Below are 24,284 nucleotides of genomic sequence, written 5' to 3' on the forward strand. Positions count from 1 at the left end.
GCTGGGCCGGCCGCTCAGCTGGTCCAGAAGTCCCACCAGCGGGTCAGGATCAGCATGCCGATGATTCCGATGTGCAGCACGGGCATGACCCAGGTGAACTCGCCGAAGAAGCTCTTCAGCCAGTTCGGCGCGGGCAGGAAGCCGCTTCGGATGTTGAACGACGTCACGTACCAGAACATGATGATCGTCGCGACCCAGGCCAGCGAGCACCACAGGCACAGCGCGTTGATCCGGTACAGCGACTGGAACATCAGCCAGGCGCAGAAGCCCACGCCGAAGAGCGTGCCGGCGTTGAAGGTGAGCCAGTACCAGCGCGGGAAGCGGGCGCGGCCCAGCAGGCTCATACCGACGCAGATGACGATGCCGTAGGCGACCAGGCCGAGCATCGGGTTGGGGAACCCGAAGGCGGCGGCCTGCTTGCTCTCCATGACGCTGCCGCAGGAGACGACGGGGTTCAGGCTGCAGCCAGGGGTGAACGTCTTGCCCTCGACCTTGGCCTCGAGCAGCTTGAACTTGTCGATCGTGATGACCCACGCGGCAAGCAGTCCCGCCGCGCCGGTGATCACCAGCATCAGGGCGAACGCACGACTGCCGCCCGCCGACTGCGGCACCGCCGCGGCACGCTCCGGCTCGGGCTCGGTGGAGACGTCTTTGACTGTCGTCTTGCTCATCACGCCGATTCCGTCACTTGAGACTTGGAATTTCTCCGGACACGGCACATTGTGCCGCACACGCACGCGTGCCCACCGTTCGCTGGACATAAGGAAAGGCGCGCGATCGGGTGGAGGCGTTCGGTTCAGGACATCGACGGGACGGCAAAGGGCGGGGACCCGAACCGGTCCCCGCCCTTTCGGAATTCAGCCCAGTCGGGCTTCCAACTCCGCGACGATCTCGTTGACGCCGATCGCCGTCTGCTCACCGGACTCCATGTCCTTGAGCTGTACGACACCCTCGGCGAGGTCGCGTTCGCCGGCGACGATCGTGTAGCGGGCGCCGCTGCGGTTGGCGTTCTTCATCGCGCCCTTGAGGCCCTTGTCGCCGTAGGAGAAGTCCGCCGCGATGCCGACCTTGCGCAGCTCGGTGACCTTGGCGAACAGGATGCGGCGCGCCTCCTCGCCGAGCGGCACCGCGAACACGCTGGTGGACGACGGGAGTTGGAGCTCCACGCCCTCGGCCTCCAGGGCGAGCACCGTGCGGTCGACGCCCAGGGCCCAGCCGACGGACGGCAGCGCGGGGCCGCCGATCATCTCGGACAGGCCGTCGTAGCGGCCGCCGCCGCCCACCGCGGACTGGGAGCCCAGACCGTCGTGGACGAACTCGAAGGTCGTACGCGTGTAGTAGTCCAGGCCGCGCACCAGCTTCGGGTCGTCCTCGAAGGAGACGCCCGCGGCGGTGATCAGTTCGCGGACCTCCTCGTGGTACGCCTTGCAGGCGTCGCAGAGGTAGTCGCGCAGGAGCGGGGCACCGGTCAGCTGCTTCTGGACCGACTCACGCTTGTCGTCGAGGACGCGCAGCGGGTTGATCTCCGCGCGGCGCAGGGTGTCCTCGTCCAGGTCCAGGCCGCGCAGGAAGTCCTGCAGCGCCGCTCGGTACACCGGGCGGCACTCCTTGTCGCCCAGGCTGTTGAGCAGGATCCGGAAGTTGCTGAGGCCGAGCGAGCGGTAGGCCTGGTCGGCCAGGATGATCAGCTCGGCGTCCAGCGCCGGGTCCTCGGCGCCGATCGCCTCGGCGCCGACCTGGGAGAAGTGCCTGTAACGGCCCTTCTGGGGACGCTCGTAGCGATAGTAGGAGCCCGAATACCAGAGCTTGACCGGGAGGTTGCCCGCCTTGTGCAGGTTGGCCTCCAGGGCCGCGCGCAGGACCGATGCCGTGCCCTCGGGACGCAGGGCCAGCTTGTCGCCGCCCTTGGTCTCGAAGGCGTACATCTCCTTGGTGACGATGTCGGTGGACTCGCCGACACCGCGCGCGAACAGCTCGACGCTCTCGAAGCCGGGCGTCTCGATGTAGCCGTAGCCGGAGTTGCGCAGCGGAGCCGCGATCGCCTCACGGACGGCCAGGTACGTGGCGGAGTCCGGCGGGATCAGGTCGTACGTGCCCTTGGGGGCTTTGAAGGTGCTCACGGAAGGTCTCGTCACATTCCTCGTCGGGGAGCCTCTGCGGCGCCGCGATCTTGGCGGCCCGCGGCCACTTGCCGCAGATACGGGTTGGTGGCGCGCTCCTGGCCGATGGTCGTCTGGGGGCCGTGGCCGGACAGCACCACGGTCGAGTCGTCGAGCGGCAGGCACACGCGGGCCAGCGATTCGAGCATCTCGGCCATGTCACCGCCGGGCAGGTCGGTGCGTCCGATGGAGCCGGCGAACAGCAGGTCGCCCGAGAAGAAGACCGGCGGGATGTCCGCCGCCTCGGGCAGGCCGAAGGTCACCGACCCCCTGGTATGGCCCGGCGCGTGCGCGACGGTCAGCTCCAGGCCGGCCAACTCCAGCTTGGCGCCGTCGGTCAGCTCCTTGACGTCGTCCGGCTCCCCGATGGTCAGCTCGCCCATCAGCTGCATGCCGATGGAGCGGCCGAGCGCCTTCTCGGGGTCGCTCATCATGTACCGGTCCTCGGGGTGGATCCAGGCCGGTACGTCGTGTGCGCCGCACACCGGGACGACCGAGGCCACGTGATCGAGGTGGCCGTGGGTGAGGACGACGGCGACGGGCTTGAGCCGATGCTTCTTCAGTGCTTCCTCGACTCCGGGGGCCGCTTCGTGGCCCGGGTCGATGATCACGCACTCCTCACCGGCGGCGGGGGCGACGAGATAACAGTTCGTCCCCCAGGCCCCGGCGGGGAACCCGGCAATGAGCACGATCGTCCTTACGTTTGTGTCGACACAGGTGGTTTGTCGGCGGGCTCCGCCTGTCGTCAGAGCCTACCGGCGCTGCCGATTCCTCAGCGAACCCATATACGGTACGGGGCACACGCAGGCGATCGGCTCAATGAACGCACGCGTACCGGTCGACACACACGACGCATGAGGAGAGAACCCGGTGGTCAGCCAGGAACAGCGGCGGCGTCAGCTCGCCCGGGAGAAGTTCTTGCGGCAGCAGCAGCGGCGTACGTCCGCCCGGCGCAAGGCGCGCATGCGCAACTCGGTGATCGCGTCGGCGCTCGGGGTGGTGATCATCGGCAGCCTCGCCCTGTACACGACCGGGGTCCTCAAGAGCGACGACGACAGCAAGAGCAACGCGAGCGCGGAGGTCACGCCCAGCGCGACCAGCAAGGCTCCTGACCCGTGCGAGAAGCCCGCGGCGGGCAAGGTCAAGACGGCGACCTGGAAGAAGGAGCCGGCGCTGACCATCGACAAGTCGGCGAAGTACGCGATGAAGCTGGCGACGACGTGCGGTGACATAGACATCGCGCTGAAGGCGTCGGCCGCTCCGCACACCGTCAACTCCTTCAACTTCCTCGCCGGGAAGGCCTTTTTCGACCATTCCAAGTGCCACCGGCTGACCGACACCGGCATCTACGTGCTGCAGTGCGGCGACCCGACGGGCACCGGCTCGGGCGGCCCCGGGTACACGATCCCGGACGAGAACCTGAAGGACAAAAGCCTCAAGAACAACATCTACCCGGCGGGCACCGTCGCGATGGCGAACACCGGGCAGAAGCACTCCGGCGGCAGCCAGTTCTTCCTGGTCTATCAGGACAGTCAGCTTCCGCCGAGCTACACACCGTTCGGTACCGTTTCCGAATCCGGCATGAAGGTACTCAAGAAGATTGCGGACGCCGGGGCCCAGCCCGCCGACCCCACGACCCAGAACACCGCGCCCAACGCGACGGTCGTGATCAACAAGGCGACGGTCACCAAATCCTGACCTCCAGCTGGGGAATTTCGGTCGCGCGGGATGCGGACAGGCAACCCGCCGGTCGCCTATGTTGGCCGTGACGAAACTGTGGACGATGCCCGGGGGAACACAAGCCCCACGCAGGCATCATGTGGAGGAGGCGCTGTGAGCAGCGACCCGTGGGGCCGCGTCGACGAGACGGGGACCGTGTACGTGCGTACGGCCGACGGCGAGCAGGTCGTCGGATCCTGGCAGGCCGGCTCCCCTGATGAGGCGCTGGCCTACTTCGAGCGCAAGTACGAGGGCCTGGTTGTCGAGATCGGCCTCCTCGAGAAGCGAGTGAAGACCACCGACCTGTCGGCGAAGGACGCGCAGACCGCGATCGACCACATCCGCGAGCAGGTCGACGCGCACCACGCGGTCGGCGACCTGGACGCCCTGCGGACCCGCCTGGACAAGCTGGTCGAGACCGTCGGCAAGCGCCGCGAGGAGCGCAAGCAGCAGCGCGCGAAGCAGTCCGACGAGGCCCGGCACGCCAAGGAGGCGCTGGTCACCGAGGCGGAGGAGCTGGCCCAGTCCGACCAGTGGCGGGCCGCGGGTGAGCGGCTGCGGGCCCTGGTGGACACCTGGAAGGGTCTGCCGCGGCTCGACCGCAAGTCGGACGACGAGTTGTGGCACCGCTTCTCGCACGCCCGGTCGGCGTTCTCCAAGCGCCGCAAGGCGCACTTCGCGCAGCTGGACGCGCAGCGCGAGGAGGCTCGCAGGACGAAGGAGCGGCTGGTCGCCGAGGCCGAGTCGCTGTCCGGTTCGGCCGACTGGGGCCCGACGGCTGCCCGTTACCGCGAGCTGATGTCGGAGTGGAAGGCAGCCGGGCGCGCCCAGCGCGAGCACGAGGACGACCTGTGGAACCGCTTCCGCGGCGCCCAGGACGTCTTCTTCGCGGCTCGCAGCTCGGTGTTCGCCGAGCGTGACGCCGAGCAGGCGGAGAACCTGAAGCTGAAGGAGGAGCTGGCCGAGGAGGCCGAGAAGCTCCTGCCGATCGGCGACCTGAAGGGCACGCGTGCCGCCTTCCGCTCGATCAACGAGCGCTGGGAGGCCATCGGCCATGTGCCGCGCGACGCCCGCCCCAAGGTCGAGGGCCGGATGCACGCCGTCGAGCGGGCCATCCAGGAGGCCGAGGAGACCGAGTGGCGCCGGACCAACCCGGAGGCACGCGCGCGTGCCGAGGGTCTGACCGGTCAGCTCCAGGCCGCCGTGGACAAGCTGAACGGCCAGATCGAGCAGGCGCGCGCCCAGGGCAACAACGCCAAGGCCGACAAGCTCGAGCGGGAGCTGGAGGGCCGCCAGGCGCTTCTGGACCAGGCTCTGAAGGGCCTGCACGAGTTCGGCGGCTAAGGGCCGGCCGGACGACAGCAACAGCCATACGACGAGAAGGGCCCCGTACATCGCGTACGGGGCCCTTCTCGTCGTATGCCTACGAGCTCGTCTTCTCCTACGAGCTCGCCTTCTCCTACGACCGGCTGCGCGCCGATGTCACGCGGTACACGTCGTACACGCCCTCGACGCCCCTGACCGCCTTCAGGACGTGCCCGAGGTGCTTCGGGTCGCCCATCTCGAAGGTGAAGCGAGAGGTGGCGACGCGGTCGCGGGAGGTCTGGACGGCCGCGGAGAGGATGTTGACGTGCTGGTCGGACAGCACGCGCGTGACGTCCGAGAGGAGCCGGGAGCGGTCCAGGGCCTCGACCTGGATGGCGACCAGGAAGACCGAGGACTGGGTGGGCGCCCACTCGACCTCGAGGATGCGCTCGGGCTCGCGGGACAGCGAATCCACGTTCACACAGTCGCTGCGGTGAACCGATACTCCGCTACCGCGTGTGACGAAGCCGATGATCGGGTCGCCGGGTACGGGCGTACAGCAGCGGGCCAGCTTGACCCACACGTCCTCGACGCCCTTGACGATGACGCCGGGGTCGGCGCTGGAGCGACGCTTGCGGCTGCGACCGCGGGCCGGCGGAACCGACTCGTCGATCTCCTCGGTGGCGGCTTCCTCGCCGCCGAGCGCCTGGACGAGCTTCTGTACGACGTTCTGCGCGGAGACATGGCCCTCGCCGATCGCCGCGTACAGGGCGGAGATGTCCGGGTAGCGCATCTCGTGCGCGAGCGTGACCAGCGAGTCGCCGGTCAGGATGCGCTGGATCGGCAGGTTCTGCTTGCGCATCGCGCGGACGATGGCGTCCTTGCCCTGCTCGATCGCCTCGTCGCGGCGCTCCTTGGAGAACCAGGCGCGGATCTTGTTGCGGGCGCGCGGCGACTTGACGAAGCCGAGCCAGTCGCGGGAGGGCCCCGCGCCGGCCGCCTTGGAGGTGAAGACCTCCACCAAGTCGCCGTTGTCCAGGGTGGATTCGAGGGGTACGAGCCTGCCGTTGACCCGCGCTCCTATGGTGCGGTGGCCGACCTCGGTGTGCACGGCGTACGCGAAGTCGACAGGAGTCGCGCCGGCCGGGAGCGCTATGACGTCGCCCTTCGGCGTGAAGACGAAGACCTCGTTGCGGGACAGGTCGAAGCGCAGGGACTCCAGGAACTCCCCGGGGTCCTCGGTCTCCTTCTGCCAGTCCAGCAGCTGGCGCAGCCACGCCATGTCGTTGAGGTGGTCGTCCTTGCCCTTGCCGGACGACTTCGGCGCGTCGGTGCGGACCTTGGAGGCGCCGGCGACGGCCTCCTGCTTGTACTTCCAGTGCGCGGCGATGCCGTACTCGGCGCGGCGGTGCATGTCGAAGGTGCGGATCTGCAGCTCGACCGGCTTGCCGTTGGGGCCGATGACCGTCGTGTGCAGCGACTGGTACATGTTGAACTTGGGCATCGCGATGTAGTCCTTGAACCGGCCGGGGACCGGGTTCCATCGCGCGTGCACGGTGCCGAGGGCGGCGTAACAGTCGCGGACCGTGTCGACAAGTACACGAATGCCCACCAGGTCGTAGATCTCCGCGAAGTCACGGCCGCGGACGATCATCTTCTGGTAGACGCTGTAGTAGTGCTTCGGGCGGCCGGTGACGGTCGCCTTGATGCGGGCGGCGCGCAGGTCCTGCTGGACCTCGTCGGTCACTATGGCCAGGTATTCGTCACGCTTCGGTGCCCGCTCGGCCACCAGCCGTACGATCTCGTCGTACATCTTGGGGTAGAGGATCGCGAAGGCGAGGTCCTCCAGTTCCCACTTGATGGTGTTCATGCCGAGGCGGTGGGCGAGCGGCGCGTAGATCTCGAGGGTCTCGCGCGCCTTCTTTTCCTGCTTCTCGCGCTTGAGGTAGCGCATGGTGCGCATGTTGTGCAGGCGGTCGGCGAGCTTGATGACCAGGACGCGGGGGTCCTTGGCCATGGCGACGACCATCTTGCGCACGGTCTCGGCCTGCGCGGCCTCGCCGAACTTGACCTTGTCGAGCTTGGTGACGCCGTCGACGAGCAGGGCGACGGAGTCGCCGAAGTCGCGGCGGAGCTGGTCGAGGCCGTACTCGGTGTCCTCGACGGTGTCGTGCAGCAGGCCCGCCATCAGGGTGGCCGGATCCATACCCAGCTCGGCGAGGATGGTGGTGACCGCCAGCGGGTGCGTGATGTACGGGTCGCCGCTCTTGCGCTTCTGGCCGCGGTGCCAGCGCTCGGCGACCTGGTACGCCTTCTCGATCTGCCGGAGCGTGGCCGTCTCGATCTTCGGGTCGTTGCTGCGCACTATCCGCAGCAGCGGCTCCAGCACCGGGTTGTACGGGTTGGAGCGCTGGACGCCGAGGCGGGCGAGACGGGCACGGACGCGGTTGGAGGAGCCGGTGCGGGCGGGCTGTCCGGTGTTCGGGCGGACGGCCGGTGCGGGGCGCTCGGGTGGAACGGGCTTGGGGCGCGACTGGTCGGCCGTCTTGTCGACGGGCGCGGACTGGGCGTGCTCGACCGGCCCGCGGGTGTCGTTCTTCGCGTGCGACGCGTTCGGCGCGGGCTTCGCCGCGGGCGCCGAGGCGGACTCGGGCTTGGCGGCGGTCAGGTGCTGGGCCTCGTCTGGCAAGAGGGCTCCTCGTGCGCGATCCGGGTCCCCCAGTCAGGCTCCGGAGACCCCATGGTAGCGATCCTGCGCCCGAGGATCGCCTTCAGCCCGATGTGAGGGCCGTCTACCGGAGAAACACGAGGGGCTGCCGCAGGATTCCCCCGGAGGCCTCGCCCCGTTGTCCGGCGGGTGACGCCCGCCTTTCCTCCGCCTGTCACACGGCTCTCGTACGCCTCTTGCGAGCAGCCTGTGCGCGGTTCGGAACGGTCCGTGTGCGCGGTTCGGAACGGGTCCGTGTGCGCGGTTCAGGACACAGGGCTCGCTCCGTCGCGCCTCCGTCGCCCGCCCGGCGGCACTCCTCGGCGAAGGGCGTGCGCGCGTCGTCGCCGCCGGGCGTATGGCCCCTCCCGCACGCCCGACGTACGCCCCCCCGCACGCGGCCACGCGGCCCGCGTGTGCGGCTTCGCCGTACCCGGTCGCCACCGGCATGCCTGTGGCGAGCAGGAGATCCCCCGCGACACACGCATGCCGCGCGCCCAGTACGGGCGCGCGGCATGTTCTGCGATGCGTGCTCACGGCTTTCACGCGAGCATCTGACTCAGACCAGGAGCAGCGACTCCAGCGGGGCCCCGGCGAGGGCCGGTTCCAGGCGGGCTCGGCCGCCGAGGAAGCCCAGTTCCATCAGCACGGCCAGGCCGGCCACGTCGGCGCCGGCCCTGCGGATCAGCTGGATCGAGGCCTCCGCGGTGCCGCCTGTCGCCAGGACGTCGTCGATGACCAGGACGCGGTCGCCCGCGGTGAGGTCCTCGGCGTGCACCTCGATCTCGGCGGAGCCGTACTCCAGGTCGTACGCCTGGCTGAGCGTCGCCCCGGGGAGCTTGCCCGCCTTGCGCACCGGGATGAAGCCGATGCCCGCGCGCACGGCGACGGGGGCGCCGAGGATGAAGCCTCGGGCCTCGAGGCCGACGATCTTCGTGGCGTCGGTGTTCGCGGCGATCTCGGCCAGCGCGTCGGTGAGGGCCGTGAACGCCGCCGGGTCCGCCAGGAGCGGGGTGATGTCCTTGAACATCACGCCCGGTTCCGGGTAGTCCGCCACGTCACGGATGCGGCTGAGCAGCAGCTCCTTGATGTCGGTCATCGGCGCTTCCCCGAGGGTCGGCCACGGCCCCGGCTACGGGACACGGGCTGGTCGCGCGGGCCGACGACCGCGGGGGCGGCGTCCTCATGGTCATCGTCGAGCGGCTCTTCGGCGGCCGAGGCGCTCGGGGACTCGCCCTGTGCGGCGGCCTGGGCCCGCTTGGCGAGCACACGCTTCTTCAGGGCCTTCATCTGCGGCTCGCGCTCCTTGAGGTCGGCGACGAGCGGCGTGGCGATGAAGATCGAGGAGTACGCACCGGCTGCGAGGCCGACGAACAGCGACAGCGAGATGTCGTTGAGCATGCCGGCGCCGAGGACACCGCCGCCGATGAACAGCAGGCCCGCCACCGGCAGCAGCGCCACCACCGTGGTGTTGACGGAGCGGACCAGGGTGCTGTTGATCGAGCGGTTGGCGATGTCGCTGTAGGTCCAGCGGGTCTGCTTGGTGATGTCCTTCGTCTGCTCCTTGAGACTGTCGAAGACGACGACCGTGTCGTAGAGCGAATAGCCGAGGATCGTCAGCAGACCGATCACCGTGCCCGGTGTGACCTCGAAGCCGACGAGGGCGTAGATCCCGACCGTGATGGTGATGTCGTGGATCAGCGCGACGAACGCGGCCACGGCCATGCGCCACTCGAACGCGATCGCCAGATAGATCACCACCAGGACCAGGAAGATCGCGAGGCCCTGCCAGGCCTTGTTGGCGATCTGCTCACCCCAGCTGGGGCCGACGAGCTCGCCGGTGACGTCCTTCTCGGCGACACCCAGGTTCTTGGCCAGCTCCGTCGAGACCTGGTCGGCCTTGTTGGTGTCGATGCCCGCGACCTGGATGCGCAGGCTGCCGTTGCCGAGCTTCTGGACGATGGCGTCGTGGCCGGACGCCTCCTCCGCGTACTTCTCCGCCTGGGAGACCGAGGCGGAGGTCTTGGCCGGGGTGGTGAAGACCGCTCCGCCCTGGAACTCGATGCCCATGTTCAGGCCGCGCACCGCCAGGCCGACGATGGCCGTGATGGTGATCAGGATGGAGATGCCGTACCAGATCTTGCGGTTGCCGACGAAGTCGTAGCCGACCTCGCCACGGTGCAGTCGGGCGCCGAGGTTGCCGAGCTTCGACATCTCACGCCTCCTTCGTCTCGACGGGGGCGGAGGGACGGCGGGTGCGGCGCAGCGGCGGACGAGCACCCAGTCGCTTCGGGTCGAGGCCGGACCAGCTGTGGCCGCTGCCGAAGAACTTGCTGCGGGCCAGGATCGTCAGCAGCGGCTTGGTGAACAGGAACACCACGACCACGTCGAGCAGGGTGGTCAGGCCGAGCGTGAACGCGAAGCCCTGGACCTTGCCGACGGTGACGACGAACAGCACCGCGGCGGCCAGGAACGACACGAAGTCGGAGACCATGATGGTGCGCCTGGCGCGCGGCCAGGCCCGCTCGACGGCGGGGCGCAGCGAGCGGCCCTCGCGGATCTCGTCGCGGACGCGTTCGAAGTACACGATGAACGAGTCCGCTGTGATGCCGATGGCGACGATGGCACCGCAGACGGCCGGGAGGTTCAGCGCGAAGCCGATGGCCGGGCCGAGCAGAGCCATGATCACGTAGGTGAGGGCGGCGGAGACCAGCAGCGAGGCCACGGCGACCAGCGCGAGGCCCCGGTAGTAGAGGAACAGGTAGAGGACGACCAGGGCGAGACCGATCGCGCCGGCGATCAGACCGGCGTGCAGCTGCTCACCGCCGAGCGCGGCGGTGACGGTGGTGACGCTGTCCTCCTTGAAGGTCAGCGGCAGGGCGCCGTACGACAGCATGTTGGCGAGGCTCTGGGAGGACTCCTGGGTGAAGTTGCCGGAGATCTCCGCGTTGCCGCCGGTCAGGGCCTCGCTGACGGACGGGTCGGAGATGACCTCGCCGTCCAGGACGATGGCGAACTGGTTCTGCGGCTGCTGGTTCTTGGCCAACTTGCCGGTGATGTCGCCGAACTTCTTGCGGCCGTCGGACGTGAAGTCCATGGTCACGGTCCAGCCGGCGCCGGTCCGCGTGTTGAAGACGGCGCTGGCCTTCTTGACGTCGGTGCCGTCGACCTCGGCCGGGCCGAGGATGTACTTCTGCCACTGGCCGGACGAGTTCTTGCCGCAGGCCACCGTGGGATCGGTGGGCTTGGCACCCTTGCCGGCTTCGGCGCGGGCCTTCTCGTTCACGCAGTTGAGCGCGGCGTACTGGGCTTGGAGCTTGCTCGTGGCCGCGTCGGAGCCGCTGCTCGCAGACGCAGACGGGGAGGCGCTGCTGGAGGCGCTCGTGGACGGCGTCGCGTCCGCCTTCAGGGCGTCGGTGACCGCACGGCCCTGCGTGGTGGAGGTCGCCGACGGGGTGCCCGAGGGGGAGGACGAGGAGGTCGTCTTGTCGGTCGCCTTGTCGGTCGCCCCGCCCGAAGAGCTCGCGGAGGGGCTCGGCGACGGGGTGGGCGTCGCGGCGGCACCGGAGATCTCGGTGACGAGCACCGGGCGGAAGTACAGCTTCGCGGTGGTGCCGACCTGGGCCCGGGCCTCCTTGGCGTTGGTGCCCTTGGGGATGTTGACGATGATGTTCTTCGCGCCCTGGGTCTGAACCTCGGTCTCCGAGACACCAAGACCATTGACACGGCGGTTCATGATCTCGACCGCGGTGTCCATGTTGGTCTTGTTGATCGCGGATTCCTGGCCCGGCTCGGTGACCGCGCGCAGCGTGATGCTCGTGCCGCCGGCCAGGTCGATGCCAAGACGTGGGGTGGTCTGCCCCGTGGCGAACATCCCCGCGGTGAGGCCCACGATGGCGATCAGGATGAGGGCCAGCGAGCGCCCTGGCTTGCTCTGGGCGCTCGCGCTCCGGCCCTTCTTAGGTGCTGCCACCTTCTCGTACTCCCTCTCGGGCCGCCTCGCGCCAGGTCAGCGGGCGAGCGGCTATGACTGGTATCGGGATCCCATGCGAGATCGGCATGTTCCGGGGCACGCAGGCATGGCCCGCGCGCCCCCGGGACACGGCTACTTCGCGTCGGACTCGCCGTCGGTCTTCTTCGACTCAACATCCGTCTTCGCCTCGGCGGCCGCGGTGTCGTCGGACGCCTCGTCGGCCTCGTCCTTCTTGCCGAGGTCGACAGGCTTGTCGTCGGAGGCGGCAGCGTCGGCGGCGGGCTCGTCGGTCTCGGTGAGGGAGGAGGCGTCGTCCGGGACGACGTCGGACTTCAGGTCGTGCTCGATGCCGTGCACGATGCGGTTGTACTCGTCGTCGGAGAGGACGGCACCGATCGCGTTCTTGGCGAAGAGGAGCTCCACGCCCGGGCCGGCGTCAAGGAGGACCGTGTCCTCATTGGCCTCCTTGACAGTCGCGTACATGCCCCCGATGGTGCGGACGCCGCTGCCGGGCTGCATTTGGTTCCGCATGTCGGCCGCCTGCTGCTGCTTCTTCTTGGCCGACCGGGTCATCAGGAACATGGCCCCGATGAGCACGATGAACGGGAGGAGGGTCACGAGACTCACGGGTCGGTACTTCCTTCACACGACCGCGATGGTGAGCGGCCTGATGGTTGGGGGTATGTATGCCGTCGACAAAGGCGGCATCGGCGGAGTCTAAGCGAGTCCGCATGCATGGAACAACGCTCAGCATGGCACCGGGGTTCCTACTCCGGCCAATGCCCTCGCCGTCACCGCGTCATCACGCCCCGAACAGATCCTGTTGTCCGTTTCCCGCAGCTTGTGAGCGGGGCGGCGTGAGGCCGAGATGCGCCCATGCCGCGGGGGTGGCGACACGACCACGCGGGGTACGGGCGAGCAGGCCCTCCCGGACGAGGAAGGGCTCGGCGACCTCCTCGACGGTCTCGCGCTCCTCCCCCACCGCGACCGCCAGCGTGGACAGGCCGACCGGGCCGCCGCCGAACAGCTTCAGCAGGGCCTCCAGGACGCCTCGGTCCAGCCGGTCGAGGCCTCGGGCGTCGACCTCGTAGACGGCGAGGGCGGCCTCTGCGATGTCCCTGGTGATGATCCCGTCGGCCTTGACCTGGGCGTAGTCGCGGACGCGGCGCAGCAGGCGGTTGGCGATGCGGGGCGTGCCACGGGAGCGGCCGGCGATCTCGGCGGCGCCGTCGGCCTCGATCTCGACGTCGAGCAGGTTGGCCGAGCGGTGGATGACGCGCTCCAGCTCGGTCGGCTCGTAGAACTCCATGTGCGCGGTGAAGCCGAAGCGGTCGCGCAGCGGGGGCGGCAGCAGACCCGCGCGCGTGGTGGCGCCGACCAGGGTGAACGGCGGGAGTTCGAGCGGGATGGCGGTGGCGCCGGGGCCCTTGCCGACAATGACGTCGACGCGGAAGTCCTCCATCGCCATGTAGAGCATCTCCTCGGCGGGCCGTGACATGCGGTGGATCTCGTCGAGGAAGAGGACCTCGCCCTCCTGGAGGGAGGAGAGGATCGCGGCGAGGTCGCCGGCGTGCTGGATGGCGGGACCGGAGGTGATGCGGATGGGGGCGCCCATCTCGGCCGCGATGATCATGGAGAGGGTGGTCTTGCCGAGGCCCGGGGCGCCGGAGAGCAGTACGTGGTCGGCGGTGGCGCCACGCGCGCGTGCGGCGCGCAGGACGAGGTCGAGCTGCTCGCGGACCTTCTCCTGACCGATGAACTCGTCCAGGTCCTTGGGCCGCAGGGCGGCCTCGACGGCCTGGTCCTCACGGTCGGCGGACCCACCGACGAGCCGCTCGGCGGCGGAGGTGTCGGTCGTGTCGTCCCAGTTCATGGAGTGTGCCTCGGGGGTCGCGGTCGGATGGGTCGTACGTCGGACGCGGTGACGGAGCCGTCGGATGAGTGTGTGCCGGATTCCCGAGGCGCCGTTTCGGACCTCCCGGGAATCCCGCTGTTTCAGCGCGCTCTGTTCAGGGTCTGCAGGGCCGCCCGCAGCAACTGGCCCACCTGGGGCACGCCCTCGGCCGCCTCGGCCTGCGGTGCCACGGCGGTGACGGCCTCGTCCGCCTCGCGGGTTGCGTAGCCGAGGCCGATCAGGGCGGCGTGCAGTTGGTCGCGCCAGCCACTGGTGACCGGAGCGCCGACAGCGGGCGCTCCGATCGGCTCGCCCAGGCGGTCCTTCAGCTCGAGGAGCAGCTTCTGGGCGCCCTTCTTGCCGATGCCGGGGACCGCGGTGAGCGCCTTCTCGTCACTGGTGGCGATGGCGCGGCGCAGGGCGTCCGGGCTGTGCACGGCCAGCATCGACTGGGCCAGGCGCGGGCCGACCCCGCTCGCGGTCTGCAGCAGCTCGAAGGTCTGGCGCTCGTCGTCGTCCGCGAAGCCGTACAGGGTCAGCGAGTCCTCCCGTACCACGAGGGAGGTGGCCAGCTTGGTCTGCTGGCCCATGCGCAGCCCGGAAAGCGTGTTGGGCGTGCACTGGACGGCGATACCGATGCCGCCCACCTCGACCACCGCGGAGTCGGGGGCGAGGGCGGCGACCGGGCCGCTGACGAAGGCGATCATGCGGTACGGCCTTTCGATGTGTGCGAAGTCTTCGCTGCGCGCGAGGCCTTCGCTTCGTGTGAGGTCTTCGCTGCGTGCTGGGCGACGGCCTGTTGCAGCCGGTTCTGGGCAACGGCCTGCTGGAGGCGCTGCTGGGCGGGTGCGCGCCAGATGTGGCAGATGGCGAGGGCGAGGGCATCGGCGGCGTCGGCCGGCTTGGGCGGTGCGTCGAGCCGGAGCAGGCGGGTGACCATGGCGCCCACCTGTGCCTTGTCGGCGCGGCCGCTTCCGGTGACGGCGGCCTTGACCTCGCTCGGGGTGTGCAGCGCGACGGGGATGCCACGGCGGGCGGCGCAGAGCAGTGCGACCGCGCTGGCCTGGGCGGTGCCCATCACGGTACGGACGTTGTGCTGGCTGAACACGCGTTCCACGGCGACGAATTCGGGCTGGTGCTCGTCCAGCCAGGCTTCGAGGCCCTGTTCGATGGCGACGAGGCGGTGGGCCAGGTCCGCATCCGGGGCCGTACGGACGACACCGACGCCTCGCATCGTCAACGGACGTCCGGCGACGCCTTCGACGACCCCGACGCCGCACCGGGTCAGCCCGGGGTCCACACCGAGTACGCGCACCTGGCTCCTTCGCTTCCCTCGTCCGCGGGTTCGGTTCCGGTTCGGTTCCCTGTCCATCCCGCGCAGCCAGGCTATCCGGCGGCACTGACAACGCAGCGCCGGCCGGACCGGGTCACAGAGCAAGATCAAAGGGACGGCAAAGGATCATGACCTGGCGCCCCGACATGACCGGCATGTCACCAGAAGGCGGAGCGGCTGGGGCCATTCTCCGTTGCTTCGCACACTTGATCGCTTATAGCTTCCGGATCGTCGCGGACGGCAGACCACCGTCCGCGTTGTCGCGAACCGAACGTTCGCGTCGAGCACTTGCACACATGAATCGGGGATTCCATGCGCAACATCGCGAAGGCTGCTGCCGTGACCGCGTCCGTCCTGCTGGCGGGTGTGGCCGTGGCGACTCCCGCCCAGGCGGCCACCAGGGCGAAGCACGAGGGCCGCAGCGGCTGCTTCAACTACTCGTGGGGCGACGGTGTTTCGACCACCACCGTCTACTACCACAACATCTGCGACCACAAGGCCACCATCAACATCTGGTGGAAGGACGGCGCGGTCGAGTACATGAAGGCCGACACCGTCAAGGCCGACGGCAAGGGCAGCATGAAGCACACCGGCGACCTCAAGAGCGTCAGCGGCTGAACGGTCGCCTGACGCAGGACCACACATGAGAACGGCCCGCCGAAGTCTCCTTCGGCGGGCCGTTCTCATGTCCTGGCCGGACTCCCCGGCGCTCAGGCGTCGACCTTCTCCATGATCTCGTCGCTGACGTCGAAGTTGGCGAAGACGTTCTGGACGTCGTCGCTGTCCTCGAGCGCGTCGATCAGCTTGAAGATCTTCTTGGCGCCCTCCTCGTCCAGCTCGACCTGGACGGACGGCACGAAGCTGGAGTCGGCGGAGTCGTAGTCGATGCCGGCCTCCTGGAGGGCGGTGCGGACCGCGACCAGGTCGGTGGCCTCGCTCACGACCTCGAAGGACTCACCGAGGTCGTTGACCTCCTCGGCGCCCGCGTCCAGGACGGCACCGAGGACGTCGTCCTCGGACAGCTCGCCCTTGGGGACGATGACGACGCCCTTGCGGCTGAACATGTACGACACGGAGCCCGGGTCGGCCATGTTGCCGCCGTTGCGGGTCATGGCGACGCGGACGTCGGAGGCGGCGCGGTTGCGGTTGTCGGTGAGGCACTCGATGAGCACCGCGACGCCGTTCGGGCCGTAACCCTCGTACATGATCGTCTCGTAGTCGGCGCCACCGGCCTCAAGGCCACCGCCGCGCTTGACCGCGGAGTCGATGTTCTTGTTGGGGACCGACTGCTTCTTCGCCTTCTGGATGGCGTCGTAGAGAGTCGGGTTGCCCTCGATGTCGACGCCGCCCATGCGGGCCGCGACCTCGATGTTCTTGATCAGCTTCGCGAAGAGCTTGCCGCGCTTGGCGTCAATCACGGCCTTCTTGTGCTTCGTCGTAGCCCATTTAGAGTGGCCGGACATCTGCCTGTCTCCTTCGCGTAACCCAACTCTTTACGAACCCCAGAGATCCTACAAGGACTCCGCTGTCCGGTTCGCGCGCACCATGTCGACGAACAGGGAGTGCACACGGTGGTCGCCGGTCAGCTCCGGATGGAACGACGTGGCGAGCGCGTTGCCCTGGCGGACCGCGACGATGTGGCCCTCGTGCTCGGCAAGCACCTCGGTCTCGGCGCCGACGGACTCGACCCAGGGGGCGCGGATGAAGACGCCCTGTACAGGATCGCCCTCGACGCCCTTGACGTCGACCGTCGCTTCGAAGGACTCGTTCTGCCGCCCGAAGGCGTTGCGGCGCACGATCATGTCGATGCCGCCGACGGTCTCCTGCCCCGAGCGCGGGTCGAGGATCTTATCGGCGAGCATGATCATGCCGGCGCAGGTGCCATAGACGGGCATGCCGCCGTGCACGCGCGCGCGTAGCGGCTCCATCACGCCGAACAGGATGGCCAGCTTGGAGATGGTCGTGGACTCACCGCCGGGGAGGACGAGGCCGTCGACCTCGGCGAGCTCTTCGGGGCGCCGCACCGGCCTGGCCACGGCGTCGGCCGCGGCCAGGGCGATGAGGTGCTCCCGTACGTCGCCCTGGAGGGCCAGGACGCCTATGACGGGTGCGTCAGTCATGTACGTGCAGTCCTTGGAGGGTGCTTACCAGCCGCGGTTGGCGTAGCGCTCGGTCTCAGGGAGGGTGTCGCAGTTGATGCCGACCATGGCCTCGCCGAGGTTGCGGGACGCTTCCGCGATGATCTTCGGGTCGTCGTAGAACGTGGTCGCCTTGACGATGGCGGCGGCGCGCTTGGCCGGGTCGCCGGACTTGAAGATGCCGGAGCCGACGAAGACGCCCTCGGCACCGAGCTGGCGCATCAGCGCGGCGTCGGCCGGGGTGGCGACGCCACCGGCGGAGAACAGCACCACCGGGAGCTTGCCGAGCTCGGAGACTTCCTTGACCAGCTCGTACGGGGCGCGCAGCTCCTTGGCGGCGGCGTACAGCTCGTTGTTGTCGAAGCCGCGCAGCTTGGCGATCTCGTTCTTGATCTGACGCAGGTGGCGGACGGCCTCGACGACGTTGCCCGTGCCGGCCTCGCCCTTGGAGCGGATCATGGCCGCGCCCTCGGCGATGCGGCGCAGGGCCTCGCCCAGGTTGGTGGCGCCACAGACGAAGGGGGTCGTGAAGGCCCACTTGTCGGAGTGGTTGACCTCGTCGGCCGGGGTGAGGACCTCGGACTCGTCGATGTAGTCGACGCCGAGGGACTGCAGGACCTGGGCCTCGACGAAGTGGCCGATACGGGACTTGGCCATGACCGGGATGGAGACGGCGTCGATGATGCCCTCGATCATGTCCGGGTCGGACATCCGGGCCACGCCGCCGTCCTTGCGGATGTCGGCGGGGACCCGCTCCAGGGCCATGACGGCGACGGCGCCCGCGTCCTCGGCGATCTTCGCCTGCTCCGGCGTGACGACGTCCATGATCACGCCACCCTTGAGCTGCTCGGCCATGCCGCGCTTCACGCGCGCGGTGCCGGTCTCGGGAGCCTGGTTTTCGGAAGTGGACACGGGTGACCTCACTCGGTGAAAAAGGGTTACTGCAAGCACCGAGGAAACGGGAGTGGACCAGGCCACAGCAAGGGCCAATGAGAAGCCGGTGGATCCTTTTCCTGCCTGCTGGCGCGAACCTGCTGGTCAGGCGGCCCTGTCGACCAGTGCCGCGGGGGGCTCGTCGTCCATCTCGAAGGCCATGGGGAACGGGGCGTGACCCGCCAGGCGGAACCAGCGGACCTTGCGGTGCCGGCGCAGCGCCCGGGCCGCCCGTACGGCGTCGTTGTGGAAGCGGCGGGCCATCGGTACCCGGCGGATCGCCTCGGTCAGCTCGCGGGCCGCCTCCTCTCCCCCGGGCGCCTCCCGCACCGCCTGCACCTGCTGGGTCTCGGCGAACACGGCCCGCAGCGCCTGGCTCAGCTCGCTCTCGGCGACCTCCCGCTGCTCCTCCACGGACTGCCGGGCAGCGTGGGCGGCCTCGTACAGGACGATCGACGCGGCCGGATCCAGCACGCCGGAGGTGGCCAGTTCCTGGGCCACCGAGGCGCGGCGCAGCAGCTGTGCGTCGAGGCCGGCGCGCGTGGCGTCGATCCTGGCGTGCAGCCGGTCGAGGCGGCCGGCGGTCCAGCTCAGGTAGAGGCCGATCACGACGAGGGCTACGAGGATCCAGATGAGAGTTGCGGTCACGGGCGGCAGACTAGCCGCGCCGGGGCAGCCGGAGGTCGTGCGGGGTGTCGGCACGGCCGTTGCCGGGAGGCACCGGCGGCAACCGTCCCCTCAGCCCGGCTGACAACACCGGCTGATCACCCGGCTGACCGTCAGTCCCGTACCAGCCCCAACCGCGCCCGCAGACCGCTCCCGCCGCCTCCGGTCCGCTCGTCCGCGGCCACCGCTGCCGCGCCGGCCGTCACCGTCTCGTACACCGACAGGATGTCCGCCCCGACGGTGGACCAGTCGAAGCGGCGGACATGCTCGCGCCCCCGCTCCCGCAGCTCCGCCAGGCGGGCCGGATCCTCCAGGAGGCGTACCGCTGCCTCGGCCAGGGCGTCCGCGTCCTCGTTGGCGAAGAGCTCGCCCGCCGCGCCCTGGTCGAGGACCTGGGCGAAGGCGTCCAGGTCCGAGGCGAGGACCGGGGCGCCGGCCGACATCGCCTCGACCAGGATGATCCCGAAGCTCTCGCCGCCGGTGTTGGGCGCGACGTACAGGTCGACGCTGCGCAGGAAGCGGGCCTTGTCCTCGTCGCTGATCATGCCGAGGAACTCCACGCGGGAGCGGAGCTCCTTGGGCAGCGACTCGACCGCCTCCTCCTCGTCGCCGCGGCCCGCCACGAGCAGCCTGGTCTGCGGGCGGGCGGCGAGGATCTTGGGCAGGGCCCTCATCAGTACCGGCAGGCCCTTGCGGGGCTCGTCGATACGGCCGATGAAGCCGACGGTGTCGCCCTGCCACTCGGGGTTGGGCTCGGCCTTGGCGAAGAACTCGACGTCGACGCCGTTGGGGATCACCACGGCGTCGCCGCCCAGGTGTTCCACCAGCGTGCGGCGGGCGTACTCGCTCACCGCGATCCGGGCGCTGATCTTCTCCAGGGCCGCCTGGAGGATCGAGTACGCGGCGATCATCGCCTTGGACCGGGGGTTGGAGGTGTGGAAGGTGGCGACCATCGGGCCCTGTGCCGCCCAGCAGGTCAGCAGGCCGAGCGACGGCGAGGCCGGCTCGTGGATGTGGACCACGTCGAACTCGCCGTCGTGCAGCCAGCGTCGGACGCGGGCCGCCGAGAGGAAGCCGAAGTTCAGACGGGCGACCGAGCCGTTGTACGGCACCGGCACGGCGCGTCCCGCCGAGACCACGTACGGCGGGAGCGGGGTGTCGTCGTCGGCCGGGGCCAGGACGGACACCTCGTGGCCGAGCCGGATGAAGTACTCGGCGAGGTCGCGGATGTGGAACTGGACGCCGCCCGGCACGTCCCAGGAGTACGGGCAGACGATGCCGATCCTCACGGACGCTCTCCGTCCGGGCCGGTGGGCGTGTCACCTGGTCGTGGTTCCAGGTCGGCGAGCCACAAGCGCTGGAGCATGTGCCAGTCCTCCGGATGTTCGGCGATCCCCGTGGCGAAGGCGTCGGCCAGCGCCTGTGTCATGACAGACGTCTTCTCCGCCCGGCTACCTGTCCCGGGCACCTCGATCGGAGGATGGACCCGTCCCTGCATGACCGGTGAGTCGTCGTACCAGAGCGTGACCGGGAGCAGCAGCGCCCCGGTCTGCTGGGCCAGCAACGCCGGTCCGGCGGGCATGCGGGCCGTGTCGCCGAAGAACTCGACCTCGACGCCGGACGCCGACAGGTCGCGGTCGGCGACCAGGCAGACCAGGCCGCCGTCGCGCAGCCTGCGGGCCAGCGTGCCGAAGGCGGTGCCGCCGCTGTGCGGCAGGACCTCCATACCGAGGCCCTCGCGGTAGGCGACGAAACGGTCGTACAGCGTCTCGGGCTTGAGACGCTCGGCGACAGTCGTGAACGGCGTCTCCAGCTCGGTGGTGACCCAGGCGCCCGCGAGGTCCCAGTTGGCCAGGTGCGGCAGGGCGAGTATGACACCGTTGCCCGCGGCCAGACCGTCGGTCAGGTAGTGGACGTCCTTGACGTCGAAGCCGCCCTTGACGCGCTCGGCACTCCAGGCGGGCAGCCGGAAGGACTCCATCCAGTAGCGCAGGTACGACCGCATGCCCGCGCGGGACAGCTCGGCGAGGCGCTCGGGGCTCGCGTCGGGCACCACGCGCGCGTAGTTGCTCTCCAGCCGCAGGACGCCCTTGCCCCGCTGCTTCCAGGCGAGGTCGGCGATGGTGCGGCCGAGCCTTACGGCAACCGGCTCGGGGAGCTTCTTGACGGTGCCCCAGCCGAGGCCGTACAGCGCGTCAGTGAGCCGCTCCTGGGCACTCACTTGGCTGCCTCGCTCCCTTGAGAGGCGCTCTGCGGCTTCTCCTGCACTGCCTCCGCCTCCGCCTCCGCCTCCGCATTCGCTTCCGCCTCCGCCGACTCGCGGCGGACCGTGACGACCCGCTGGATCAGCGTGACGAGGCTGCCGACGGCGACGATCCACAGGGCGACGGGCAGCAGGTACTGGATGCCGGGTACCCCGAACTTGTGCAGGCCCGCGAAGCCGGCCGCGACCAGGGAGATGACCAGACGCTCGGCGCGCTCGACGAGGCCGTTGACCGCGACCGGCAGGCCGATCGATTCGCCCCGGGCCTTGGTGTACGACACCACCTGGCCGCTGGCCAGGCAGAAGATCGAGACGGCGCACAGGACGAGGTCGTCGCCCCCACCGGCGTACCAGAGAATGAAGCCGCCGAAGATCGCGCCGTCGGCGACCCGGTCGAGCGTGGAGTCCAGGAAGGCGCCCCAGCGGCTGGAGCGGCCGAGCTGGCGGGCCATGTTTCCGTCGACGAGGTCGGAGAACACGAAGAGTGTGATCACGACCGTGCCCCAGAAGAACTCTCCCATGGGGTAGAAGACCAGCGCCCCCGCGACCACACCGGCGGTGCCGATGAGCGTGACGGCGTCGGGGCTCACGCCCCGCCGGATCAGAAACGCGGCGAACGGTGTGAGGACACGCGTGAAGAATGCACGCGCGTACTTGTTCAGCATGGCCTTCCCGAGGGTCGGTGTGGCCGTGCGGCCCCTGCTGGCCACCGGCTGGCCCATCGTAGCCACGCGCGGGTGCGGGCGACCGCCGGGCACTCGTACACGGGACGCACGGCACGGTCCACCGGTGCCGGACGGCGCGATCACGTCCGCCGTATGGACGCACCGTGACGGGAGTGGAAAGCTCGAAGGACCGCGGGCGTCACCGGAGCCGCCATCGCTGGGGGCACCTCCCAAGCGAAGCGCGGGGGAGGATCCGTATGTCCGCGCCCACAGTGACCTCACCGTGCACGGGAGGCAGGATCATGGGCGACAAGGCGAACGCACACCCCGGAGCCGCCGGCAGGGCTACAGCGGCCGACCACCCCGCGTCCGTACGGAATGTGGTACTGGTCGGCCACTCCGGATCGGGAAAGACCACGTTGGTGGAAGCCCTCGCACTCACGGCAGGGGCGGTGAACCGGGCGGGCCGCGTGGAGGACGGCGGCACAGTCTCCGACTACGACGAGATCGAGCACCGGCAGCAACGCTCGGTGCAGCTCTCCCTGGTGCCGGTCGAATGGGACGGCATCAAGGTCAACCTTCTGGACACCCCCGGATACGCCGACTTCGTCGGGGAACTCAGGGCCGGTCTGCGAGCGGCGGACGCGGCCCTTTTCGTCGTCTCCGCCTCGGACGGTGTGGACGGCTCGACCCGCATGGTGTGGGAGGAGTGCGCGGCCGTCGGCATGCCACGCGCGATCGTCGTCACGCACCTGGAGGCCGCCCGGGCCGACTACGAGGAGATGACACGGATCTGCGCGGAGGCCTTCGGCGGGGACGACCCCGATGCCGTACTCCCGCTGTATCTGCCGCTGCACGGCCCGCAGGGCCCGGACGGGCACGCGCCCGTGACCGGACTGACCGGGCTGCTGTCGCAGAAGCTGTTCGACTACTCGTCCGGGGAGCGCAAGGAGGCCGAGCCGGGCGACGACCAGCTGCCGGAGATCGAGGAGGCCCGTAACCGGCTGATCGAGGGGATCATCGCGGAGAGCGAGGACGAGACCCTCATGGACCGGTATCTGGGCGGCGAGCAGGTCGACGTCAAGACGCTGATCGAGGATCTGGAGCGAGCCGTCGCGCGCGGCACGTTCTTTCCCGTCCTGGCCGCCGCCCCGGCCACCGACGGCGCCCGGCAGGGGCTGGGCACCGTCGAGGTGCTGGAGCTGATCACACGGGGCTTCCCGACTCCGCTGGAGCGCGCGGCGCCGCGCGTCACCACGGTCGACGGCAAGCCGCGCGAGCTGAAGCTGTGCGACCCGAACGGGCCGCTGGTCGCGGAGGTCGTGAAGACGGCGTCCGACCCGTACGTCGGCCGGGTGTCGATGGTGCGCGTCTTCTCGGGCACCCTGCGCCCCGACGCGACGGTCCATGTCTCCGGACACGGGCTGGCCGACCGCGGGCACGAGGACCACGACGTCGACGAGCGGATCGGCGCCCTGTCCGCACCGTTCGGCAAGCAGCAGCGGACGCTCACGCACGCCATCGCGGGCGACCTGGCGTGCGTGGCGAAGCTGAGCCGCGCGGAGACCGGCGACACGCTGTCGGCCAAGGACGACCCGCTCCTGATGGAGCCCTGGCAGATGCCCGACCCGCTGCTGCCGCTCGCCATCCAGGCGCACAGCAAGGCGGACGAGGACAAGCTGTCGCAGGGACTGTCCCGGCTGGTCGCCGAGGATCCGACGATGCGGCTCGAACAGAACCAGAACACCCACCAGGTGGTGCTGTGGTGCCTGGGCGAGGCGCATGCGGACGTCGCCCTCGAACGGCTGCGCAGCCGCTACGGCGTCCAGGTCGACGTCGTGCCGCACAAGGTCTCCCTGCGGGAGACGTTCGCGAGCAGGTCGGCGGGCCGCGGGCGGCATGTGAAGCAGTCCGGTGGCCACGGGCAGTACGCGATCTGCGAGATCGAGGTGGAGCCGCTGCCGGGCGGCTCGGGCATCGAGTTCGTGGACGAGGTCGTCGGCGGCGCCGTGCCGCGGCAGTTCATCCCCTCGGTGGAGAAGGGTGTAAGGGCCCAGGCGGCCAGGGGAGTTGCGGCCGGGCATCCGCTCGTCGACATCCGGGTCACGCTGCGCGACGGCAAGGCGCACTCGGTGGACTCCTCCGACGCCGCGTTCCAGACGGCCGGCGCACTCGCGCTGCGCGAGGCCGCGGCCGACACGAAGATCCATCTGCTGGAGCCGGTGGCCGAGGTGTCCGTCCTGGTCGGTGACGACTACGTCGGCGCCGTGATGAGCGACCTGTCCGGCCGGCGCGGCCGCGTCCTCGGCACCGAGCAGACCAGTGGCAGCCGCACGCTCATCAAGGCCGAGGTGCCCGAGATCGAGATCGGCCGGTACGCCGTCGATCTGAGGTCGCTGTCGCACGGCACCGCACGCTTCAACCGCTCGTACGCGCGGCACGAACCGATGCCGCCGCAGGTCGCCGAAAGGATTCGTGAAGAGGCGCTCGACGCCTCGTAGTCGGCGCCCGGCGCCGACGAACGGCTTT

Annotated in this window: 22 protein-coding genes; 4 read left to right on the forward strand and 18 right to left on the reverse strand. The window is 69.5% G+C overall.

The genetic code is table 11. From position 1 onward, the window contains the following. Window positions 1-14: 14 nt before the first annotated feature. The 3 genes from AB5J49_RS08695 to AB5J49_RS08705 all read right to left on the reverse strand — a co-directional run bounded on the left by AB5J49_RS08695 (window position 15) and on the right by AB5J49_RS08705 (window position 2,848). Complete coding sequence (locus AB5J49_RS08695; protein ID WP_369167945.1) at window positions 15-671, reverse strand: vitamin K epoxide reductase family protein; 657 nt, start codon at window positions 669-671, stop codon at window positions 15-17. 186 nt (window positions 672-857) lie between these two features. Further along, a complete protein-coding gene (gene hisS, locus AB5J49_RS08700) occupies window positions 858-2,120 on the reverse strand; it encodes a histidine--tRNA ligase (protein ID WP_369167946.1) in 1,263 nt (420 codons plus the stop codon). An 11-nt stretch (window positions 2,121-2,131) separates the two neighbouring features. Then, window positions 2,132-2,848: an MBL fold metallo-hydrolase gene (locus AB5J49_RS08705; RefSeq protein ID WP_369167947.1), complete on the reverse strand. Its 717-nt coding sequence runs from the start codon at window positions 2,846-2,848 to the stop codon at window positions 2,132-2,134. A gap of 181 nt (window positions 2,849-3,029) precedes the next feature. Here AB5J49_RS08705 and AB5J49_RS08710 point away from each other — a divergent pair, with 181 nt between their 5' ends. Next, window positions 3,030-3,857, forward strand: coding sequence for a peptidylprolyl isomerase (locus tag AB5J49_RS08710; protein WP_369167948.1), 828 nt, complete (start codon window positions 3,030-3,032; stop codon window positions 3,855-3,857). A 135-nt stretch (window positions 3,858-3,992) separates the two neighbouring features. Next, on the forward strand, window positions 3,993-5,222 hold the full coding sequence (locus tag AB5J49_RS08715) for a DUF349 domain-containing protein (RefSeq protein WP_369167949.1): 1,230 nt from the start codon (window positions 3,993-3,995) through the stop codon (window positions 5,220-5,222). Between the two features lie 115 nt (window positions 5,223-5,337). Here the strand turns inward: AB5J49_RS08715 and relA are convergent, their stop codons facing one another. The 8 genes from relA to ruvC all read right to left on the reverse strand — a co-directional run bounded on the left by relA (window position 5,338) and on the right by ruvC (window position 15,072). Continuing rightward, window positions 5,338-7,872: a GTP pyrophosphokinase gene (gene relA, locus AB5J49_RS08720; protein ID WP_369167950.1), complete on the reverse strand. Its 2,535-nt coding sequence runs from the start codon at window positions 7,870-7,872 to the stop codon at window positions 5,338-5,340. 577 nt (window positions 7,873-8,449) lie between these two features. Then, the gene (locus tag AB5J49_RS08725) at window positions 8,450-8,989 is read right to left on the reverse strand and encodes an adenine phosphoribosyltransferase (RefSeq protein WP_369167952.1); all 540 of its coding nucleotides are present in this window, start codon (window positions 8,987-8,989) and stop codon (window positions 8,450-8,452) included. Beyond that, on the reverse strand, window positions 8,986-10,104 hold the full coding sequence (secF, locus tag AB5J49_RS08730; RefSeq protein ID WP_369167953.1) for a protein translocase subunit SecF: 1,119 nt from the start codon (window positions 10,102-10,104) through the stop codon (window positions 8,986-8,988). The genes AB5J49_RS08725 and secF overlap by 4 nt, the downstream gene beginning before the upstream one ends. Before the next feature lies 1 nt (window position 10,105). Next, a complete protein-coding gene (gene secD, locus AB5J49_RS08735) occupies window positions 10,106-11,863 on the reverse strand; it encodes a protein translocase subunit SecD (RefSeq protein WP_369167954.1) in 1,758 nt (585 codons plus the stop codon). 132 nt (window positions 11,864-11,995) lie between these two features. Then, window positions 11,996-12,490, reverse strand: a complete 495-nt coding sequence (gene yajC / locus AB5J49_RS08740) for a preprotein translocase subunit YajC (protein WP_369167955.1) — start codon at window positions 12,488-12,490, stop codon at window positions 11,996-11,998. A gap of 175 nt (window positions 12,491-12,665) precedes the next feature. After that, window positions 12,666-13,736 carry a Holliday junction branch migration DNA helicase RuvB gene (ruvB, locus tag AB5J49_RS08745; RefSeq protein ID WP_369167956.1) on the reverse strand — a complete coding sequence of 357 codons (1,071 nt, stop codon included), beginning with the start codon at window positions 13,734-13,736 and terminating at the stop codon, window positions 12,666-12,668. Between the two features lie 122 nt (window positions 13,737-13,858). Next, the gene (gene ruvA, locus AB5J49_RS08750) at window positions 13,859-14,464 is read right to left on the reverse strand and encodes a Holliday junction branch migration protein RuvA (RefSeq protein ID WP_369167957.1); all 606 of its coding nucleotides are present in this window, start codon (window positions 14,462-14,464) and stop codon (window positions 13,859-13,861) included. Further along, window positions 14,461-15,072 carry a crossover junction endodeoxyribonuclease RuvC gene (ruvC, locus tag AB5J49_RS08755; RefSeq protein ID WP_369167959.1) on the reverse strand — a complete coding sequence of 204 codons (612 nt, stop codon included), beginning with the start codon at window positions 15,070-15,072 and terminating at the stop codon, window positions 14,461-14,463. The genes ruvA and ruvC overlap by 4 nt, the downstream gene beginning before the upstream one ends. Before the next feature lie 330 nt (window positions 15,073-15,402). On the opposite strand from ruvC, the gene AB5J49_RS08760 reads away from it, so the two are divergent. Beyond that, window positions 15,403-15,708 (forward strand): hypothetical protein, encoded by a 306-nt coding sequence (locus AB5J49_RS08760; RefSeq protein ID WP_369167961.1) that lies wholly within the window; start codon window positions 15,403-15,405, stop codon window positions 15,706-15,708. Window positions 15,709-15,800: 92 nt separating this feature from the next. On the opposite strand, the gene AB5J49_RS08765 is transcribed toward AB5J49_RS08760, so the two are convergent. From AB5J49_RS08765 to pgsA, 7 genes are all read right to left on the reverse strand, one after another. Then, entirely contained in the window at window positions 15,801-16,553 is a 753-nt protein-coding gene (locus AB5J49_RS08765) for a YebC/PmpR family DNA-binding transcriptional regulator (protein ID WP_369167962.1), read from the reverse strand. Between the two features lie 48 nt (window positions 16,554-16,601). Continuing rightward, window positions 16,602-17,210, reverse strand: coding sequence for a pyridoxal 5'-phosphate synthase glutaminase subunit PdxT (pdxT, locus tag AB5J49_RS08770; protein ID WP_369167963.1), 609 nt, complete (start codon window positions 17,208-17,210; stop codon window positions 16,602-16,604). A gap of 24 nt (window positions 17,211-17,234) precedes the next feature. Further along, a complete protein-coding gene (gene pdxS, locus AB5J49_RS08775; RefSeq protein ID WP_369167964.1) occupies window positions 17,235-18,140 on the reverse strand; it encodes a pyridoxal 5'-phosphate synthase lyase subunit PdxS in 906 nt (301 codons plus the stop codon). A 126-nt stretch (window positions 18,141-18,266) separates the two neighbouring features. Next, window positions 18,267-18,809, reverse strand: coding sequence for a hypothetical protein (locus AB5J49_RS08780; RefSeq protein ID WP_369167965.1), 543 nt, complete (start codon window positions 18,807-18,809; stop codon window positions 18,267-18,269). 131 nt (window positions 18,810-18,940) lie between these two features. After that, entirely contained in the window at window positions 18,941-20,116 is a 1,176-nt protein-coding gene (locus AB5J49_RS08785) for a glycosyltransferase family 4 protein (protein ID WP_369167966.1), read from the reverse strand. Continuing rightward, entirely contained in the window at window positions 20,113-21,048 is a 936-nt protein-coding gene (locus AB5J49_RS08790) for a phosphatidylinositol mannoside acyltransferase (RefSeq protein WP_369167967.1), read from the reverse strand. Before AB5J49_RS08790 ends, AB5J49_RS08785 begins: the two co-directional genes overlap by 4 nt. Continuing rightward, on the reverse strand, window positions 21,045-21,812 hold the full coding sequence (gene pgsA / locus AB5J49_RS08795) for a phosphatidylinositol phosphate synthase (RefSeq protein WP_369175083.1): 768 nt from the start codon (window positions 21,810-21,812) through the stop codon (window positions 21,045-21,047). The genes AB5J49_RS08790 and pgsA overlap by 4 nt, the downstream gene beginning before the upstream one ends. Before the next feature lie 245 nt (window positions 21,813-22,057). Between pgsA and AB5J49_RS08800 the strand changes: the two genes are divergently transcribed. Next, window positions 22,058-24,256: an elongation factor G-like protein EF-G2 gene (locus AB5J49_RS08800; protein WP_369167968.1), complete on the forward strand. Its 2,199-nt coding sequence runs from the start codon at window positions 22,058-22,060 to the stop codon at window positions 24,254-24,256. The last annotated feature ends 28 nt before the right edge of the window (window positions 24,257-24,284 follow it).

This window comes from Streptomyces sp. R28, assembly GCF_041052385.1.
Taxonomy (GTDB): Bacteria; Actinomycetota; Actinomycetes; order Streptomycetales; family Streptomycetaceae; genus Streptomyces.

What these genes read in the sequence shown, in the direction of transcription:
- AB5J49_RS08695 (WP_369167945.1), bottom strand. Translation starts at nt 671, where the DNA reads ATGAGCAAGACGACAGTCAAAGACGTCTCCACCGAGCCCGAGCCGGAG.
- AB5J49_RS08725 (WP_369167952.1), bottom strand. Translation starts at nt 8,989, where the DNA reads ATGACCGACATCAAGGAGCTGCTGCTCAGCCGCATCCGTGACGTGGCG.
- secF (WP_369167953.1), bottom strand. Translation starts at nt 10,104, where the DNA reads ATGTCGAAGCTCGGCAACCTCGGCGCCCGACTGCACCGTGGCGAGGTC.
- ruvB (WP_369167956.1), bottom strand. Translation starts at nt 13,736, where the DNA reads ATGAACTGGGACGACACGACCGACACCTCCGCCGCCGAGCGGCTCGTC.
- ruvA (WP_369167957.1), bottom strand. Translation starts at nt 14,464, where the DNA reads ATGATCGCCTTCGTCAGCGGCCCGGTCGCCGCCCTCGCCCCCGACTCC.
- AB5J49_RS08760 (WP_369167961.1), top strand. Translation starts at nt 15,403, where the DNA reads ATGCGCAACATCGCGAAGGCTGCTGCCGTGACCGCGTCCGTCCTGCTG.
- AB5J49_RS08765 (WP_369167962.1), bottom strand. Translation starts at nt 16,553, where the DNA reads ATGTCCGGCCACTCTAAATGGGCTACGACGAAGCACAAGAAGGCCGTG.
- pdxT (WP_369167963.1), bottom strand. Translation starts at nt 17,210, where the DNA reads ATGACTGACGCACCCGTCATAGGCGTCCTGGCCCTCCAGGGCGACGTA.
- pgsA (WP_369175083.1), bottom strand. Translation starts at nt 21,812, where the DNA reads ATGGGCCAGCCGGTGGCCAGCAGGGGCCGCACGGCCACACCGACCCTC.
- AB5J49_RS08800 (WP_369167968.1), top strand. Translation starts at nt 22,058, where the DNA reads ATGGGCGACAAGGCGAACGCACACCCCGGAGCCGCCGGCAGGGCTACA.